We start from the raw sequence: 15,884 nt of genomic DNA, 5'->3' as shown, positions 1-15,884 counted from the left end.
CTTATCCCGCGTTCTGCGCTAGCGGAGATCGCGGCGCATGACAAGCGCGCCGGTCGGGCCATGCTCGGTCGAGCGGTAATAGTTGGCGCGGTGGCCGACCTGGCGGAACCCAAGCCGCCGGTAGAGGGCGATCGCAGCGACATTGGTCTCGTCGACTTCGAGGAAGAGCGCCTCGGCACGCTGCGCATGCAGTTCGCGCAGCACCGCGTCCATCAACTGCCAGCCGAGCCCCTGGCGGCGATGCGAGCGCGCCACCGCCACGGTTAGGATCTCGCCTTCGCCGGCAGCAAGCCTGGCCAGCACGAAGCCGACCGGCGGCTTGGCGCCCTGGCCGATCTCACGCGCGGCATAGCCGAACACGGTGTCCTGCTCGAGCAGCGCGGCGAACTCGCCATCGGTCCACGGCCGGACGAAATCCTCGCGATGCAGCACCGAGACCGCCGGGCTGTCGGCGATGGTCAGCGGTTCGAGCGCATAGTCCCTGCGGCGCGGCTGGAGGAAGGGAATGCGCATTATTTGTCCTGCCGCGATAAAATGAACCCCGCCTGCGGCTTGGCGTCGGCGCCGCGCAGATAGAGCGGTTTCGGTTTTTCGCCCTCACCTTTTGCCGCTGCCAGCCGGGCGTAGATCGCAATGTCGGCAGTGGCCGATGTCGGGCCGATATCGAAGATGCGTCCGACCGCCGCGGCGATCTGCTCAGCCGCCGTGCCGGCAAGCACCGGACGATTGTTCGCCGCCATTCCCGCGGCTTGCGCAAGTGTGGTCACCGCCGGACCATAGCGCAAAATCGCATCCGCATCGTAAAACGCGGCATGGATCTCCTCACGGCCGGCGTCGAGCGCGGCCAGGACCGGGCGGCCGGGGAATGCCGCGCTTGCTTCTGCCGCCAACGCTTCCAGCGTCGTCACGCCGATCGCCGGGATCTTCAGCGCCAGCGCCAGACCGCGCGCCGCCGAGACGCCGACGCGCAGGCCGGTAAAGGAGCCCGGGCCTATCGAGACCGCAACGGCGCCAAGGCCGGCATAGTCTGTACCGCCGGCCTTCAGCGCTTCGTCGATGACGGCCATCAGGTGTTCGGCATGGCCCTTGCCGAGGTCGCGTACCGAGCGGCCGAGCTCCTTGCCGGCCGCCGCGTCATAGACGCAGGCGGCGCAAAGATTGGCGGCACAGTCGATGGCAAGCAGTTTCATGGGCAACCGGTTCGAAAAACAGTCTCCCTCTGCCCGCCATGGCGCGCCGCCGCAAGAGCCAGCGTGTAAATTGTTAAGCGGCTTCGCTTCGGCGTAGGCCGGACGGCTTACGCCGCCGGCAAGATGCGCAGCATGTGGTTGTCCCAGACATAATCGGGCTCGGAGCGCGTCGTGCCGCTGCCTTCGATGATTTCGCCAGCACCTGTCGTCGCCATGAAGCCCGGTCCGTCGGGTGCCAGGCCGCAGACCTCGACCAGCACCTTGGTGGCGACGATCTTGCCGCTGGCGGCATCGATCACGGCCAGCGAATTGCCTTCCGGTGACGACACCGCGACCGTTCCGGCAACCGGATTGGCCGCGACCGAGCCGATATAGTTCTTGAAGCCGGACAGCACGTCCGGCGGCATGTCGATCAGCCGCAGGTCCTTGCCACGGGCAGCGCGGCCGACCAGCAACGGACGCTCGGTGCCTGGACCACGATACTGGCAGCCGAACCAGATGGTGCCGGACGCATCGGCATCCATGTGGCGGATCGACAGTTGGTGCAGGGAAGCCGGCAGCTCGTGTTTTTCGATGAGGTCGCCGGTGATGCGGTCGACCAGCACATAAGACGGCTTCATCGTCGCGATGTTGAGTTCGGCGCGGCCATAGTCCGGATGGGTCTCGATGCCGCCATTGGCGATGGCGACCGTCCTGCCGTCGCCAAGCAGCAGAAGCTCGTGCGGCCCCATGCCATAGGTCGGGAACTCGCCGATGCGGCTGAATTTGGCGCGTGCGTCGTAGATTCCGACGACGCCGGCGGCATTGTCGAAATCATTTTCGGTGGCGTAGAGCAGCGCCCCATCGGCAGAGAACACGCCATGGCCGAAGAAATGGCGGCCGGTGATGCTGGCAATGGTCTGCGGTGCTTCGCGGCCGGTATGGTCGAAGACCACGGCGAAGGTGCCGGGTTGCCTGGCGAAAACCACCGAGCGCTTCGATACCGGATCGAAGGTGACGTCGTGGCCACGGTCGGGCAGGTCGATCGCATGCAGTAGTTTGCCGGCTTCCGACAGCACAGCCGCGCCAAAACTGCCGTCGCGCTTGACGAAGGCGGTGGCAAAGACCGCATCCGTGCTGAGCGTTTCCGCCCAGGCCCGAGGCGCCATAGCCGCTATGAAGCCTGCGCCGGCGGCCTTCAGAAAATCGCGGCGATCAATCAGTGGCGTCCTCATGATCAGTCTCCGTCGAGCGAGGAGAAGCCGGCGGTCAGGCCGAATTCGGCCGTCAACCTGGTGCCGATCAAGCCTGACAGGCTGGAAGTGATCAGCGCGAAATGCTCGAGCTTCTCGCGCTCAACCGGATCGGCCAGCGCCTTGTCGATCGGGCCCTGGACTGACCTGGCGGTGGCGATGCCGTTGACCAGCTGGATATGGATCGATTCCGCCATCCAGCGTGCATCCTCCGGCAGCGCGTCGCCGAGTTTGGAGGCCTCAAACAGCGTGTCGATGCCTGAGAGATTGCCGGCTAATGACAGGCCGGTGTTCTGCGAGCGCCAGAAGATCGCCTGCCTTGGCTTGTCGGCATCCGGCTTGGCGCCGAGAAAACCCTTGAGGCGCACGTCTCGGACCATCTCCAGCTCGTTGATGAAGACGCCGACCAGTTCGGTCACCGCTTCGGTGCCGTCGCGATAGAGCGCGTTGTCGGGTCCCGGATTTGCCCACAGGGCCGCAAAGCCGTCCGGCTTTTTCCAGGCCGCGTCGACGTCGGCGGCCATCGTCTCGATATTCTTGGCAATCGCCGCGCCGTAGGCGCAGCGGTACGGTTCGTCCTTGCCGGCGAGCGCGTCAGCGCCATCGCCATAGAGCACGAACTCCAGCGCCCCTAACCCCTGCATGGCGACGCTCTTGCCCGCCAGCTGCGTCGGGTCGCTGGCGGTCGGGTCCCTGGCGGCCAGAGCGGCCTGCACCTGCTTCAGGCCGATGCTCTTGCGGTCCGGCCAGTAGAGCATGCGCTCCAGCCGGTTGTTCTCCTTGATCGGCCCGAAGCCGATGATTTCGGCCGACGACCAGGCTGCGACCGTAGCCGAGAATTCGGCATGCGCGGCGTCGAGATTGCCCTGCGAAGGCGCCTGGCAAAGCGCGTCCATGGCCTTGGCTAGGCCGTCCGCATGATCATGCAGACTGGCATAGGCGGGACGGACAAAGCCGTCGATCGCGCGCTGGATGACGTCGGAGGCTTTCACCGAGGCCGATGCCGGGGAGGACATGGCCAGCGCTAGCGCGAGGGCAGGCAAAAAGCGCTTCAGCATCAGAGTGACTCCAGGAATTTGATGAGAGCATCGCGGTCGGCCGCATCGGTGGCGGCAAAGCGGTCGCGCGCCTTCCGCCCCTCGCCGCCGTGCCAGAGGATAGCTTCGGTAAGCGTACGCGCACGCCCGTCATGCAGGAAGAAGCTGTTGCCGTTGACCGTCTGGGTGAGCCCGATGCCCCAGAGCGGCGGTGTGCGCCATTCGCTGCCCATCGCCTCGCCAACGACCTGGCCATCGGCGAGACCGGGACCCATGTCGTGTAGCAGGAAGTCGGAATAAGGCCAGACCAGCTGGAACGCTTGAGCTTTGTTGGGCGTGCCGCGCATGGTGACGAATTTCGGTGTGTGGCAGGAGATGCAGCCCATGTCGTAGAACAGTTTCTTGCCGGCGAGCACGGCGGGATCGCCGACATCGCGCCGCGCCGGCACGGCAAGGTTCTGCGAATAGAAAGTGACGAGGTCCATCACCGGCGACGGCGCCTCGACAGTACCGAGCCGCTTCTGGACGCCGTTCGGCATGGCGAGGCAGGCCTTTTCGGCCGTGGTGCAATCGCCCCAATGGTTGGGCTCTTCCGGCGTCGAAATGCCGATATCGCCGTCAAAGGCATCCGCCGCCTGCTGGCGGATCGAGGCGGTTTGCGCCTTCCAGCCGAAGCGGCCGAGTGTCAGTTCGCCGCTGCTGACGTCGCGTACGATGTTGGGTTTGCCGGAAATGCCGTCGCCATCGCGGTCGTCCGGATCGGCGTGGGCAAGAATATCGGCCGGTGCGATCTGTTCGATCAGGCCAAGGCCGATCATCGGCGGCGTCAGCCGCGGCGACACTGTGGTGTGCGGGTCGAGCGGGCCGTAGCCAAGACCATCGATGGCATAACTCGGTTTGCGCAGCGAAACGACGGTGCCGTCGCCAAGCGCAACCTTTTCATCGCCATAGTCGACACGCATGCGGCCTTCGCCCTTGAGGCCGGGAACCGCCAGTTCCTGCAATTGCGTGCCGTAGACAGGGTCGGGGAAATTCAACACTTTGTGCCCGGCGATCTCGGCCTTTTCCTCCGCTGTGCTGGCATCGCGCGCCAGCCGCAGGAACATCGAGGTGGTGCGGCTGTCGGCCGACGGCGGACGGCCGCGGCCGTCCTTCAAATGGCAATTCTGGCAGGCACGCTCGTTGAACAGCGGCCCGAGACCATCCGAGGCCTGGGTCGAGGACGGCGACGACACCCAGTTCTTGCGAAAAAGCGCATTGCCGAGCTTGAAATTGCCCTCTTCCTCGAAGGTGATGTTTTCAGAGGGTTGCGAGAAGGCGTCGCGGTCGACCTGGCGCGAGGTGCCGGCGCCGCCTTGCATCGTTTCGAAGGCTTCCGGTTTGGAGAAATCGGCGGTCGGCCTGGTGACGGCAATGACGCGGGCCTGATCCTTCGGCGTCAGGTCGGTGCGGCTGGTGGCGTGGCCGGCCGGGTCCACAGCACCAGCCAGCGCGGGGGCCGAAACAATCGCAAGGATGGCAATCGAAAGCCCGCGAAACGCCTGGTATCGCGGGTTTTTGAGGAGCGGCAGGCCGTTAGCCCGCCGCAAGCGGCGCGGAAAATCTAGGAGGCGCCGCATTCCCGCATGGTCCTATTCCGCCTCATCCGCCGATGCGGCGTTGAGCTGGCCGTACTTTTCCTCGCCGATCGAGGCCAGCAGGTCGAGCTGCGTCTCGAGGAAGTCGATATGACCTTCCTCGTCGGCCAGCAATTCCTCGAACAGCTTCATCGTCACGTAGTCGCCTGCTTCTTCACAGATCTCGCGCGAACGCTTGTAGGCGGTGCGCGCGTCATATTCGCCGGCAAGATCGGATTCGAGCACTTCCTTGACATTCTGGCCGATGCGCAAAGGCGCCACGGACTGCAGATTGGGGTGGCCTTCGAGGAAGATGATACGGGCCACCAGCCGATCGGCATGGTGCATTTCCTCGATCGATTCGGCGCGTTCCTTCTTTGCCAGCTTGGCGTATCCCCAGTCCTCCAGCAGACGGAAATGTACCCAGTACTGATTGACGGCGCCGAGCTCCAGGAAAAGAGCTTCGTTAAGCCGCTCTATGATCTGCTTTTCGCCTTTCATGGGTTCTGCTCCCGTATTGGACGCGCAGGCCTCTGACGCGATCCAGATGTGAAACGATGTCGCCGCTCGCCTCCGAGCGGGCGTGGTAATTTTCGGTGACCCGAATGATCGTTTCGACCACATTTGGGAAGCAGCCGCAACAGCGACCGCGCTTTTGCATCGTGTGATAGACTTTCGCCGGCACGATGAGCTGCCAGGGATCCTGGTCCAGCAGATCGACGATCGTCTGCTCAATCTCCTTTTCGGTGATGATATTGCAATGGCAGATCAGCATGGATTGGCTCTGGCTGACGGCGCCTCCTCCGCGCCGCTTGGCTGGTGGTTGGTTGGGGTGTTACTTGAACACCTTCTCCGGTGCATCAAGGCTGTCGGAGCCCTCAAAAGCAATGTCGTTGAGCTTCAAGGCACCAACGGCGCGTTCGATCGACTTGGTCTGGTCGACCAGCGCGTCGATTGCCGCCTGCACCGTGGCGTTGCCTTCGGGGTTGCCCTCGGCGATCTGCTGGTCGTAGGCCTCACCGGCCACAGCCCGCGCCTTGATCGCCTCCATCTTGGCGACCGAGACGTCGAGCTTGTCGGACAACTCCTTGTCGATCGCCGGATCGGCCGCCTTGACCATATCGTGCACCGACGGGCCCGAAACGACGGTGCCATCGAGGCGGGTGTAGCTGGCGAGATAGGCGGCGCGGATGCCGATCGCGTCATAGAGATGCGAGTTGTAGGTGTTGTCGGAGAAGCAGTCGTGCTCCTCTTCCGGATCGTGCAGCAGCAGGCCGAGTTTCATGCGCTCGCCGGCCAGTTCGCCGTAGGACAGCGAGCCCATGCCGGTGAAGATCACCGAGACGGCGGTGTTCGGCTGGCCGTCGACGAGGTTCTTGCGGGCGGCGCCGTCTTCCTTCCAGTTGCCGACCATTTCCTGCAGGTCGGAGACCAGCAAATCGCTGGCGGACTTCAGATACTCAGCGCGGCGGTCGCAATTGCCGCCGGTGCAGTTCTTGAGGTCATAGTCGGTGTAGGGCCGCTCGCCGGCGCCCGGGCCAGTGCCGTGCAGATCCTGGCCCCAGAGCAGGAACTCGATGGCGTGATAGCCGGTCGCGACATTGGCTTCGATGCCGCCGGCTTCCTGCAGCGTGCCGGAGAGGAATTCCGGCGACAGCTTCGAGGCGTCGACCTTCTTGCCGTTGATCTCGATTTCCTTGTTGGCGATGATATTGGCGGTGTAGAGCGCGTTGGCATCGGACTCGGTGCCATAGCTCTTGGCGACATAGTCGATCAGGCCTTCGTCCAGCGGCCACGAATTCACCTTGCCTTCCCAGTCGTCGACGATCTTGTTGCCGAAGCGGTACACCTCGGTCTGCTGGTAAGGCACGCGCGACGCCTTCCAGGCATCGCGGGCGGCGTTCAGCGTGTCCGCCGATGGATTGGCGAGCAGCGCGTCGACAGCCTTGTCGAGCGCCTGGGCGGTGGTCAGCGAATCCTCATACTTGGCCAACGCGATGTCGGAATAGGTCTTGATGACCGCCTTGGCATCGATCTCCGCCGCCTTGGCCGGCAGTATGAAAACCGCCGCCGTCAACATTGCCGTGGCACCGATCGCAGCCAGCCTGCCGCCAAATCGTGCTGTCATCATCATTCTCCAGTTCAAAGGGAATTCGGTAAAAGGCGCGCGTGCCAAGCGATGCCTGGACATAGGCATGCCATAGGACACAACAGATGCCGCGCCGTTGCGCGGCTCACGGTAGAAAGACACCAACTGCCTCCAATCGAACGGGTTCAAGGCCCAAACATCAAAGGGATGCGCTGACGCGCGAGCCTCCATAAAACGGTGGCGGCGCCGGAAGTCAACTGGTCAACCCCAGAAAATTCAATTGAAACAACAGTTTAGAATTATTCTAAACTAGGACTATCAACTTTAAATCGTATCGTGCGAGGAGCGTCGCGAGACGGGGCGATTGACAGACCACCGTTCCGGGTGCGACCCGGACCGGGCCTCTTGCGGCGGTGGCAGACAATCGCCATCTGGCGGAACGGCTCAAAATCAAAGCATGGTGTCGTCCGAAAGCCGTTTCGCACAGCACCATGCTCTAGATTTGAAACAGGAATTCGGGTTGCGATGAAGAATGGTGTCGTCATTGTCGGTGCGGGTCACGCGGGCGTGCAAGCGGCCGCCAGCCTGCGCGAGGAAGGCTATGACGGACCGGTTGTGCTGATAGGCGACGAGAACGAGTTGCCCTACCACAAGCCACCTTTGTCGAAGACCTTCATCAAGGATGCCGAGGCCAAACCGCAGCCCTTGCGCGGCGAGGCTTTTTATACCGGCAGCGCCATCGACTTCAGGCCAGGCATCCGAATCGACAGTATCGATACGGCCGGCCGCAGGCTGGACATAGCTGGCGGCGGCGTGCTTGCCTTCGACCGCCTGATCCTGGCCACCGGTTCGCGGCCGCGGCTTCTGCCGCTGCCGGGCGCCGACCTCTCGGGCGTGCTGTCGCTGCGCTCGATCGCCGATGCGCGGCTGATCCGCGACCTCAGTGCGCAGAGCGACGATGTCGTCATTCTCGGCGGCGGCTTCATCGGGTTGGAAATTGCGGCGACGCTGCGAGTGGCCGGCCGCAACGTCACCGTGGTCGAGGCCATGGACCGGCTGCTCGGCCGCGCGGTGGCACCGGTGGTGGCGAGCCATGTCCGCCAGCGGCTGGAAACAATCGGCGTGCGCATCCTCACCGGCACCACGATTGCCAGGTTGGAGGGCGAAAACGGCCATGTCTCAACCGCCGTCACTTCCACCGGCGAAAGGCTGCCGGCGCGCATGGTCATTGTCGGCATCGGCGCAGTGCCGAATGTCGAGCTGGCGCAGGCCGCCGGGCTGACCATCGCCAACGGCATCCGCGTCGACCAGCAGATGCGCAGCTCGGTGCCTGATATCCTCGCCATCGGCGACGCCGCCTCCTACCGCCACTGGTTGACCGGCGGCGACGTGCGGCTGGAATCGGTGCAGAACGCCACCGACCAGGCGCGGCTTGCGGCGCGCACGATCACCGGCCACGCGGACGCCTATGCGGCGGTGCCTTGGTTCTGGTCGGACATCGGCGACATGAAATTGCAGATGGTCGGGCTGACGTCGGGCGGCGACAGCCATGTCGTGCTGGGCGACCTCGGCGACAACAAGTTCTCGATCTATCATTATGCCGGAAGCCGGCTGCTCGGCATCGAATCGGTCAATCGCCCGGGTGACCACATGCTCGGCCGCAAGATGCTCGGCGCCGGGTTTTCGCCGACGCCGCAGACGGTGGCGGAAGGTCCTGACGGGTTGAAGGCGGCGCTGGCGGCGTTTCAGCAGGATGAGCCAGCTAGGGCTGCTGGCTGACGCCTCTTTACCTCCCCCTTGTGGGGAGGTCGGACCGCAGGTCCGGGTGGGGGGCTTGACGCCGCCCCCACCCCGCTGCTTCGCAGCGACCCTCCCCACGAGGGGGAGGGTAAGCGCTAGGCGGCGCAGACTTCTCGGATCGAGCTTTCCAGGATGTCGAGCGCCTCGTTCATGACGTTGTCCTGGATGGTGATCGGCGCGAGGAAACGAATGACGTTGCCGTAGACGCCGCAGGTCAGCAGGATCAGCCCCTTGTCGAGCGCCTTCAGGCGGATTGCGTTGGCGATCTCGGCCGACGGCAGGCCTTTCTTGACGTCGTTGAACTCGACCGCGTTCATGAACCCTAGACCACGAATGTCGACAATCTCGGGCACATCGTCACGGATGGCCGACAGGCGCTGCTTCAGCCGGGCGCCGAGCGCATTGGCGCGGTCGCAGAGCTTTTCGTCTTCGATGACATCGAGCACGGCATGCGCGGCCGCAACACCGATCGGGCTGCCGCCATAGGTGCCGCCTAGCCCGCCGGGGCCGGGCGCATCCATGATTTCGGCGCGGCCGGTGACCGCCGCCAGCGGGAAGCCGCCGGCCAGGCTCTTGGCCATGGTGGTGATGTCGGCCGCAACCTCGTGATGGTCCATGGCGAACATCTTGCCGGTGCGGGCAAAGCCGGTCTGCACCTCGTCGGCGATCAACAGCATGCCGTGCTGGTCGCAAAGCTTGCGCAGCGCGGTCAGGAACTCGCGCGGCGCGTCGTAAAAGCCGCCCTCGCCCTGGACCGGCTCGATGATGATGGCGGCGACGCGGGCCGGATCGACATCGGCCTTGAACAGTCTGTCGAGTGCCGCCAGCGAATCCGCGACCGACACGCCGTGCAGCGGCACCGGGAACGGCGCATGGTAGACGTCGCCCGGCATGGCGCCGAAACCAACCTTGTAGGGCACGACCTTGCCGGTCAGCGCCATGCCCATGAAGGTGCGGCCGTGGAAGCCGCCGGCAAAGGCGATGACGGCCTGGCGGCCGGTGGCATTGCGGGCGATCTTGATGGCGTTCTCGACCGCCTCGGCGCCGGTGGTGACGAAGATGGTTTTCTTCTCGAACTTGCCGGGCAGCATGGCGTTCAGCCGTTCGGCCAGCCTGACATAGCTCTCATAGGGCACCACCTGGTGGCAAGTGTGGGTGAAGCGGTCGAGCTGGGCCTTGACCGCCTCGATCACCTTGGGGTGGCGGTGGCCGGTGTTGACAACGGCGATGCCTGAGGAGAAATCGATGTAGCGGCGGCCCTCGACGTCCCAGATCTCAGAATTTTCCGCGCGGTCGGCATAGATCTGCGTCGTCATGCCGACGCCGCGCGAAATCGACTGGTTCTTGCGTTCGGAAATGGCTGCGTTCTTCATTTCGTCCCTCATCGGGCCGACGCCCGTTCTCGTTTGATGAATACCAAGGCCTCTTCTGACCTTATTTCACGTTTTCCTCAAGTCGGCACCGTCGCCCGGCGATTGGGCCTGCCGTCGGGCGCGGCACTTCGACAGGCCGGTCTTAACAGGCAGCCGATACACGTACGAGACAGGTTTCCTTTTCGTTGGGATCGATTATCCTCCTGATGTCTGTGACAGCTCACCCGTCATGAGCGTCCCGGATCGGTGAGGGACCCCATGAGCAGGAACGCGACATCGTCCGCCCCGCAGCCCCAGGCCCGAAGCCTTTTTTCGTTTTCTCCCATCATCATCGTCTGCGCGATGGCGCCGCTCATTCTAGCCGGCTGCCAGAAGCAGGAGGCGGCGGCCAAAAAGCTGCCGATCATGGTGCGCACCGAGACGGTGGCGATGGCCGATTATGCGCCGAGGACGTCGCTGACCGGCGTGATTGCGGCGCGCACGCTGAACAATCTGTCGTTCCGTGTCGGTGGCCGTGTCGCCGAACGCCTCGTCGATGTCGGCCAGCATGTTGACAAGGACGCCGTGCTTGCCCGCATCGATCCGCAGGAACAGGAATCCGATTTGCGCTCGGCGCAGGCCGATCTCGACGCAGCGCAAGCGCAACTGACCCAGGCCGCCGCCGCCTTCGAACGGCAGAAGACCCTGCTTGCCCAGGGTTTTACCACCAGGCGCGACTATGATGCCGCCGACCAGGCGCAGAAGGTGGCGCAAGGCAGCGTCGATCAGGCACAGAGCGCGCTTGCCAATGCCAAGGAGAACCTGTCCTTCACCGAGCTCAAGGCGGGCGCTGCCGGCGTCATCACCGCCCGCCAGGTCGAAGCCGGACAAGTGGTGCAGGCGGCGCAGACCGTCTTCACCGTCGCCGAGGACGGTGACCGCGACGCGGTGTTCAACGTCCAGGAAACGCTGGTCGCCAAAACGGCGCCATCGCCGTCGGTGACGATCACGCTGCTGGCCGACCCGCAGGTGAAGGCCTTGGGCAAGGTGCGCGAAGTCTCCCCGGCGGTCGATCCGGCTTCGGGGTCGATCCGGGTCAAGGTCGGCATTGCCGACACGCCGGAAGGCATGCCGCTCGGCGCCACCGTCATCGGCTCGGTCAACGCCAGACCGGCGAAAGCCGTCATCTTGCCCTGGCAGGCGCTGACCTCGATCGAGGGCAAGCCGGCTGTCTGGATTGTCGATCCTTCGACCAAGGCGGTGGCGACAGCCTTGGTCAATGTGCTGGCCTTCGATTCCGGCGTGGTCGTCGTAGACAAGGGGCTGGAGGCCGGACAAAGCGTCGTCACCGCCGGCGGCCAATTGCTCAGCCCCGGACAGGCGGTCGAGATCTCGGGAGCCGGACAATGAGGCGGCGGCGTATCCTGCTCTTTGTGTCTGCCTTGTCTGCAATAGCGGCGCTCGCCGGCTGCTCGAAATCGGAAGAAACACCGCCCGAGATCATCCGGCCGGTGCTGTCGATGGTGATTGAGCCGCAGACGACGCGAACCTTCGGCTTCGCCGGCTCCATCGAGCCTGAGGTCAGCGCCGACCTAGCCTTCCGCCTGCTCGGTCGGGTCGTGTCGCGTGACGTCAAGGTCGGCGATATCGTCAGCAAGGGCACGACGATCGCCACGCTCGATCCGACAGCGTTGGAACTTGCTGTGCAAGCGGCCAAGGCCGAACTCTCCAATGCCGAGGCGCAATTCACCAACGCCGCCGCCAGCGAGGAACGCCAGCGTCAACTGCTTGCCGCCGCCAACACCTCGCAGGCCGTCTTCGACGCTGCGCAGCAGGCGCGGCAAGCGGCCGAAGCCGGCGTCGAGCGGGCCAAGGCAGCGCTTGCCAAATCGCAGGAGCAGCTTGGCTATGCCAGGCTGTTCTCGGACTTCGACGGCGTCGTCACCGCCACCGGCGCTGAGGTCGGCCAGACGGTTTCGGCCGGCCAGACCATCGTCACCGTGGCGCGCTCGGATTTGCGCGAAGCGGTGGTCGACATTCCCGACCAATTGATCGGCGATCTGACTGCCGGCACGTCGTTCGAGGTCATCCTGCAATCGCTGCCGTCGATCCAGACCGAGGCCACGCTGCGCGAGATCGCGCCGCAAGCCGATAGTTCGACCCGCAGCCGCCGCGTCAAGCTGACGCTCACCGATCCGCCGCAGGCGTTCCGGCTCGGCTCGACGGTGACGGCGACACGCGTGGCTAAGGTGGCGCCGACGATCGAGCTGCCGCTGTCGGCGCTGCTGCAGAAGAATGGCGGCGACAAGGTCTGGATCGTCGATGAAAAGACGTCGAGCGTCTCTACGCGCGACATCAAGATCGCCTCGAAGGGCGCCGCCAGCTTCATCGTCGCCGAAGGACTTGAGGCCGGGATGCGCGTCGTCACCGCCGGCGTCCACAGCCTGGTGGACGGCCAGAAGGTCAAGATTCCACAAGGAGGGGCGTCATGAAGGGGTTCAACCTCTCCGACTGGGCGCTCAACCACCGCTCGCTGGTCTGGTACTTCATGCTGGTCTTCGTCGTCGCTGGCATCTTCGCTTACCTCAATCTCGGCCGCGAGGAAGATCCGAACTTCACCATCAAGACCATGATCGTCCAGGCCAATTGGCCGGGCGCCTCGGTCAACGAGACGGTGCGGCAGGTCACCGACCGCATCGAAAAGAAGCTCGAGGAACTGGACAGCCTCGACTTCACCCGCTCGGTCACCACCGCCGGCAAGACCGTCATCTTCGTCAACCTGAAGGACACCACCAAGGCGCGCGATGTCGTGTCGAACTGGACCCAGGTGCGCAACATGGTCAACGACATCGCGCCCCAATTTCCGCAAGGCGTGCAAGGGCCGTTCTTCAACGACCGCTTCGGCGACGTCTTCGGCAATATCTACGCCTTCACCTCGGACGGGCTGACGCCGCGCCAGTTGCGCGACTATGTCGAGGATGTCAGGACCCAGATCCTGACTGTGCCCAATGCCGGCAAGGTCGATCTGGTCGGCGCTCAGGACGAAGCCATCTATCTCGAATTCTCGACCCGCCAGATCGCAGCCCTCGGCCTCAACCAGCAAGCGATCGTGGCCAGCCTGCAAGCGCAGAACGCCATCACGCCGTCGGGTGTCGTCGAATCCGGACCCGAGCGCGTCAGCGTGCGGGTCGGCGGCCAGTTCACCTCCGAGGAGAGCCTGCGCGGCATCAATCTGCGCGTCAACGACCGCTTCTTTCGGCTGAGCGATGTGGCGACGATCCGACGCGGCTATGCCGACCCGCCGACGGCGCTGTTCCGCTTCAACGGCCAGGACGCGATCGGGCTTGCCATAGGCATGAAGCCCAACGCCAATCTGCTCGAATTCGGCGCCGCGCTCGAGAAGAAAATGGACGAGGTGCTGGCCGACCTGCCGGTCGGCGTCGGCGTGCATCTGGTCGCCGACCAGCCGGTGATCGTGGAGGAAGCCGTTTCGGGCTTTACCCGGGCGCTGGCCGAGGCCGTCGCCATCGTGCTTGCCGTGTCCTTCATCAGCCTCGGCATGCGCGCCGGCTTCGTCGTGGCGTTGTCGATCCCGCTGGTGCTGGCCATCACCTTCACGGTCATGGCCTATCTCGGCATCTCGCTGCAGCGCATTTCGCTGGGCGCGCTGATCATCGCGCTCGGGCTCTTGGTCGATGACGCCATGATTGCGGTCGAGATGATGGTGGCGCGGCTGGAGGTCGGCGATAATCTGCGCAAGGCGGCGACCTATGTCTATACCTCGACCGCCTTCCCGATGCTGACCGGCACGCTGGTGACGGTCGCCGGCTTCATCCCGATCGGCCTCAACAACAGCGCCGCCGGCGAATATACGTTTACGCTGTTCGTCGTCATCGCGGTCTCGCTTTTGGTGTCATGGATCGTGGCAGTGCTGTTTGCGCCGCTGTTGGGCGTCACCATCCTGCCTGCGACGATGAAGCAGAAGCATGAACAGCCCGGACGTTTCACCAGCCTGTTCCGGCGCGTGCTGGTGGGCTCGGTGCGCCACCACTGGCTGACGATCTTCGTCACGGTGTTGTTGTTTGCCGGCTCGATAGCCGGCTTCGGCCTCGTCCAGCAGCAGTTCTTCCCGCCTTCGGACCGGCCTGAGCTGATTGTCGACTGGAACCTGCCGCAGAACTCGTCGGTCACCGAGACGCGCGACCAGATCGAGCGCTTCGAAGGCCGGGCGCTGGCCGGCAATCCCGACGTCGACCATTTCTCGTCCTATATCGGCCAGGGCGCGGTGCGCTTCCTGCTTGCCTTCGACGTGCAGCCGGCCAATCCCTATTTCGGCCAGACCGTCATCGTCACCAAGAGCATCGAGGCGCGCAACCGGGTCAAACCGCTGCTGGAGAAACTGCTGCGCGAGGAATTCGTCGGCACCGATGCCTTTGTCAAGCCGCTGGAACTCGGGCCGCCGGTCGGCCGCCCGGTGCAGTACCGTGTCGGCGGACCCGACATCCAAAAGGTGCGCGACCTGGCGCAGCAATTTGCCGGCCTGATCTCGGTCAACACGAAGCTGGCCGCGCCGACCTTCGACTGGAACGAACCGCAGCGCGTGCTGAGGGTCGATGTGCTGCAGGACAAGGCACGCCAGCTCGGCATCACCTCCTCCGACATCGCCAGCGCGCTGAACAGCACGGTCGGCGGTGCCACCATCACCCAGGTGCGCGACGCCACCTATCTGATCAACGTCATCGCCCGCTCCCGCGAAGCTGAGCGCGGCTCGATCGACACGTTGCAGAACATGCAGCTGCCGACTGGCAACGGCGAGGCGATCCCGCTCGCGGCGGTGGCCAATTTCCGCTACGACCTCGAACAGCCGACGGTGTGGCGGCGCAACCGCATTCCAACGATCACCGTGCGCGCCGGGCTGGTCGGCGATGTGCTGCCGGCAACCGTCGTCAACGAATTGAAGCCGTCGGTCGACGCCTTCATCGCCAACCTGCCGCCGGGCTATTCGGTCGCCACCGCGGGCTCGGTCGAGGAAAGCGCCAAAAGCGCCGAGCGGCGCGCCGCTCGGCTTCGTCGCCATTCTCGGCGTGCTGGCGCTGATCGGCATCCTGATCCGCAACTCGGTCATCCTGATCGTGCAGATCGAGGATCTGGTCGCCGAAGGCAAGGATCGCTGGGCGGCGGTGATCGAGGCCACCGAGCACCGCATGCGCCCGATCGCGCTGACGGCGGCGGCGGCGAGCCTGGCGCTGATCCCGATCGCGCGCGAAGTGTTCTGGGGTCCGATGGCCTACGCCATGATGGGCGGCATCATCGCCGGCACGGCGATCACGCTGCTGTTCCTGCCGGCGCTCTATGTGACGTGGTTCAGGATCAAGGAGCCGAAAGGCGAGGCGGAGGCTGCCCAAAGCGAAGCTCTGCCGGAGGGCGGAGCGGCTTGAGCCGCGTTCCTTCGCTGTAGACCTTCACGGCTGTCGGGACAGCACTCCCCTCTGTCCTGCCGGACATCTCCCCCTCAAGGGCAGGGCAGAGGGGGTGTGAAGGAACGCGACGCAGACCGCTACACCCGCC

General features: G+C 64.5%; 12 protein-coding genes and 1 pseudogene. 4 read left to right on the top strand and 9 right to left on the bottom strand.

From position 1 onward, the window contains the following. Positions 1-18: 18 nt before the first annotated feature. The 8 genes from rimI to AC04SG_RS04605 form a co-directional block, all read right to left on the bottom strand. A complete protein-coding gene (gene rimI, locus AC04SG_RS04640) occupies positions 19-513 on the bottom strand; it encodes a ribosomal protein S18-alanine N-acetyltransferase (RefSeq protein ID WP_192249924.1) in 495 nt (164 codons plus the stop codon). Then, positions 513-1,190: a tRNA (adenosine(37)-N6)-threonylcarbamoyltransferase complex dimerization subunit type 1 TsaB gene (tsaB, locus tag AC04SG_RS04635; protein ID WP_488550096.1), complete on the bottom strand. Its 678-nt coding sequence runs from the start codon at positions 1,188-1,190 to the stop codon at positions 513-515. The genes rimI and tsaB overlap by 1 nt, the downstream gene beginning before the upstream one ends. Before the next feature lie 107 nt (positions 1,191-1,297). Then, positions 1,298-2,404 carry a DUF1513 domain-containing protein gene (locus AC04SG_RS04630; RefSeq protein ID WP_488550095.1) on the bottom strand — a complete coding sequence of 369 codons (1,107 nt, stop codon included), beginning with the start codon at positions 2,402-2,404 and terminating at the stop codon, positions 1,298-1,300. 2 nt (positions 2,405-2,406) lie between these two features. Continuing rightward, a complete protein-coding gene (locus AC04SG_RS04625; RefSeq protein WP_488550094.1) occupies positions 2,407-3,480 on the bottom strand; it encodes an imelysin family protein in 1,074 nt (357 codons plus the stop codon). Further along, positions 3,480-5,078 carry a di-heme oxidoreductase family protein gene (locus AC04SG_RS04620; RefSeq protein ID WP_488550093.1) on the bottom strand — a complete coding sequence of 533 codons (1,599 nt, stop codon included), beginning with the start codon at positions 5,076-5,078 and terminating at the stop codon, positions 3,480-3,482. The genes AC04SG_RS04625 and AC04SG_RS04620 overlap by 1 nt, the downstream gene beginning before the upstream one ends. Before the next feature lie 12 nt (positions 5,079-5,090). Next, entirely contained in the window at positions 5,091-5,576 is a 486-nt protein-coding gene (bfr, locus tag AC04SG_RS04615; RefSeq protein WP_142868533.1) for a bacterioferritin, read from the bottom strand. After that, the gene (locus AC04SG_RS04610) at positions 5,542-5,850 is read right to left on the bottom strand and encodes a (2Fe-2S)-binding protein (RefSeq protein WP_112566456.1); all 309 of its coding nucleotides are present in this window, start codon (positions 5,848-5,850) and stop codon (positions 5,542-5,544) included. Before AC04SG_RS04610 ends, bfr begins: the two co-directional genes overlap by 35 nt. Before the next feature lie 60 nt (positions 5,851-5,910). Further along, entirely contained in the window at positions 5,911-7,203 is a 1,293-nt protein-coding gene (locus AC04SG_RS04605) for an imelysin family protein (protein WP_488550092.1), read from the bottom strand. 486 nt (positions 7,204-7,689) lie between these two features. Here AC04SG_RS04605 and AC04SG_RS04600 point away from each other — a divergent pair, with 486 nt between their 5' ends. Continuing rightward, the gene (locus AC04SG_RS04600; RefSeq protein ID WP_488550091.1) at positions 7,690-8,943 is read left to right on the top strand and encodes an NAD(P)/FAD-dependent oxidoreductase; all 1,254 of its coding nucleotides are present in this window, start codon (positions 7,690-7,692) and stop codon (positions 8,941-8,943) included. Between the two features lie 116 nt (positions 8,944-9,059). On the opposite strand, the gene AC04SG_RS04595 is transcribed toward AC04SG_RS04600, so the two are convergent. Continuing rightward, complete coding sequence (locus AC04SG_RS04595) at positions 9,060-10,337, bottom strand: 4-aminobutyrate--2-oxoglutarate transaminase (RefSeq protein ID WP_488550090.1); 1,278 nt, start codon at positions 10,335-10,337, stop codon at positions 9,060-9,062. Positions 10,338-10,595: 258 nt separating this feature from the next. Between AC04SG_RS04595 and AC04SG_RS04590 the strand changes: the two genes are divergently transcribed. The 3 genes and pseudogenes from AC04SG_RS04590 (at position 10,596) to AC04SG_RS04580 (ending at position 15,754) form a co-directional block, all read left to right on the top strand. Beyond that, positions 10,596-11,726 carry an efflux RND transporter periplasmic adaptor subunit gene (locus AC04SG_RS04590; protein ID WP_488550089.1) on the top strand — a complete coding sequence of 377 codons (1,131 nt, stop codon included), beginning with the start codon at positions 10,596-10,598 and terminating at the stop codon, positions 11,724-11,726. After that, positions 11,723-12,808: an efflux RND transporter periplasmic adaptor subunit gene (locus AC04SG_RS04585; protein WP_488550088.1), complete on the top strand. Its 1,086-nt coding sequence runs from the start codon at positions 11,723-11,725 to the stop codon at positions 12,806-12,808. The genes AC04SG_RS04590 and AC04SG_RS04585 overlap by 4 nt, the downstream gene beginning before the upstream one ends. Then, a pseudogene (locus tag AC04SG_RS04580) lies at positions 12,805-15,754 on the top strand (efflux RND transporter permease subunit). Before AC04SG_RS04585 ends, AC04SG_RS04580 begins: the two are co-directional and overlap by 4 nt. The last annotated feature ends 130 nt before the right edge of the window (positions 15,755-15,884 follow it).

The sequence above is a fragment of the Mesorhizobium sp. CNPSo 4684 genome (genome assembly GCF_057784315.1).
Note: the sequence above shows the minus strand (reverse complement) of the source record. Positions and strands in the feature narration are given on the sequence as shown.

Excerpts from the sequence above, each read along its gene's own strand:
- bfr (WP_142868533.1), bottom strand. The coding sequence starts at position 5,576 with ATGAAAGGCGAAAAGCAGATCATAGAGCGGCTTAACGAAGCTCTTTTC.
- AC04SG_RS04620 (WP_488550093.1), bottom strand. The coding sequence starts at position 5,078 with ATGCGGCGCCTCCTAGATTTTCCGCGCCGCTTGCGGCGGGCTAACGGC.
- tsaB (WP_488550096.1), bottom strand. The coding sequence starts at position 1,190 with ATGAAACTGCTTGCCATCGACTGTGCCGCCAATCTTTGCGCCGCCTGC.
- AC04SG_RS04590 (WP_488550089.1), top strand. The coding sequence starts at position 10,596 with ATGAGCAGGAACGCGACATCGTCCGCCCCGCAGCCCCAGGCCCGAAGC.
- AC04SG_RS04600 (WP_488550091.1), top strand. The coding sequence starts at position 7,690 with ATGAAGAATGGTGTCGTCATTGTCGGTGCGGGTCACGCGGGCGTGCAA.
- AC04SG_RS04625 (WP_488550094.1), bottom strand. The coding sequence starts at position 3,480 with ATGCTGAAGCGCTTTTTGCCTGCCCTCGCGCTAGCGCTGGCCATGTCC.
- AC04SG_RS04630 (WP_488550095.1), bottom strand. The coding sequence starts at position 2,404 with ATGAGGACGCCACTGATTGATCGCCGCGATTTTCTGAAGGCCGCCGGC.
- AC04SG_RS04610 (WP_112566456.1), bottom strand. The coding sequence starts at position 5,850 with ATGCTGATCTGCCATTGCAATATCATCACCGAAAAGGAGATTGAGCAG.
- AC04SG_RS04605 (WP_488550092.1), bottom strand. The coding sequence starts at position 7,203 with ATGACAGCACGATTTGGCGGCAGGCTGGCTGCGATCGGTGCCACGGCA.
- AC04SG_RS04585 (WP_488550088.1), top strand. The coding sequence starts at position 11,723 with ATGAGGCGGCGGCGTATCCTGCTCTTTGTGTCTGCCTTGTCTGCAATA.
- AC04SG_RS04595 (WP_488550090.1), bottom strand. The coding sequence starts at position 10,337 with ATGAAGAACGCAGCCATTTCCGAACGCAAGAACCAGTCGATTTCGCGC.
- rimI (WP_192249924.1), bottom strand. The coding sequence starts at position 513 with ATGCGCATTCCCTTCCTCCAGCCGCGCCGCAGGGACTATGCGCTCGAA.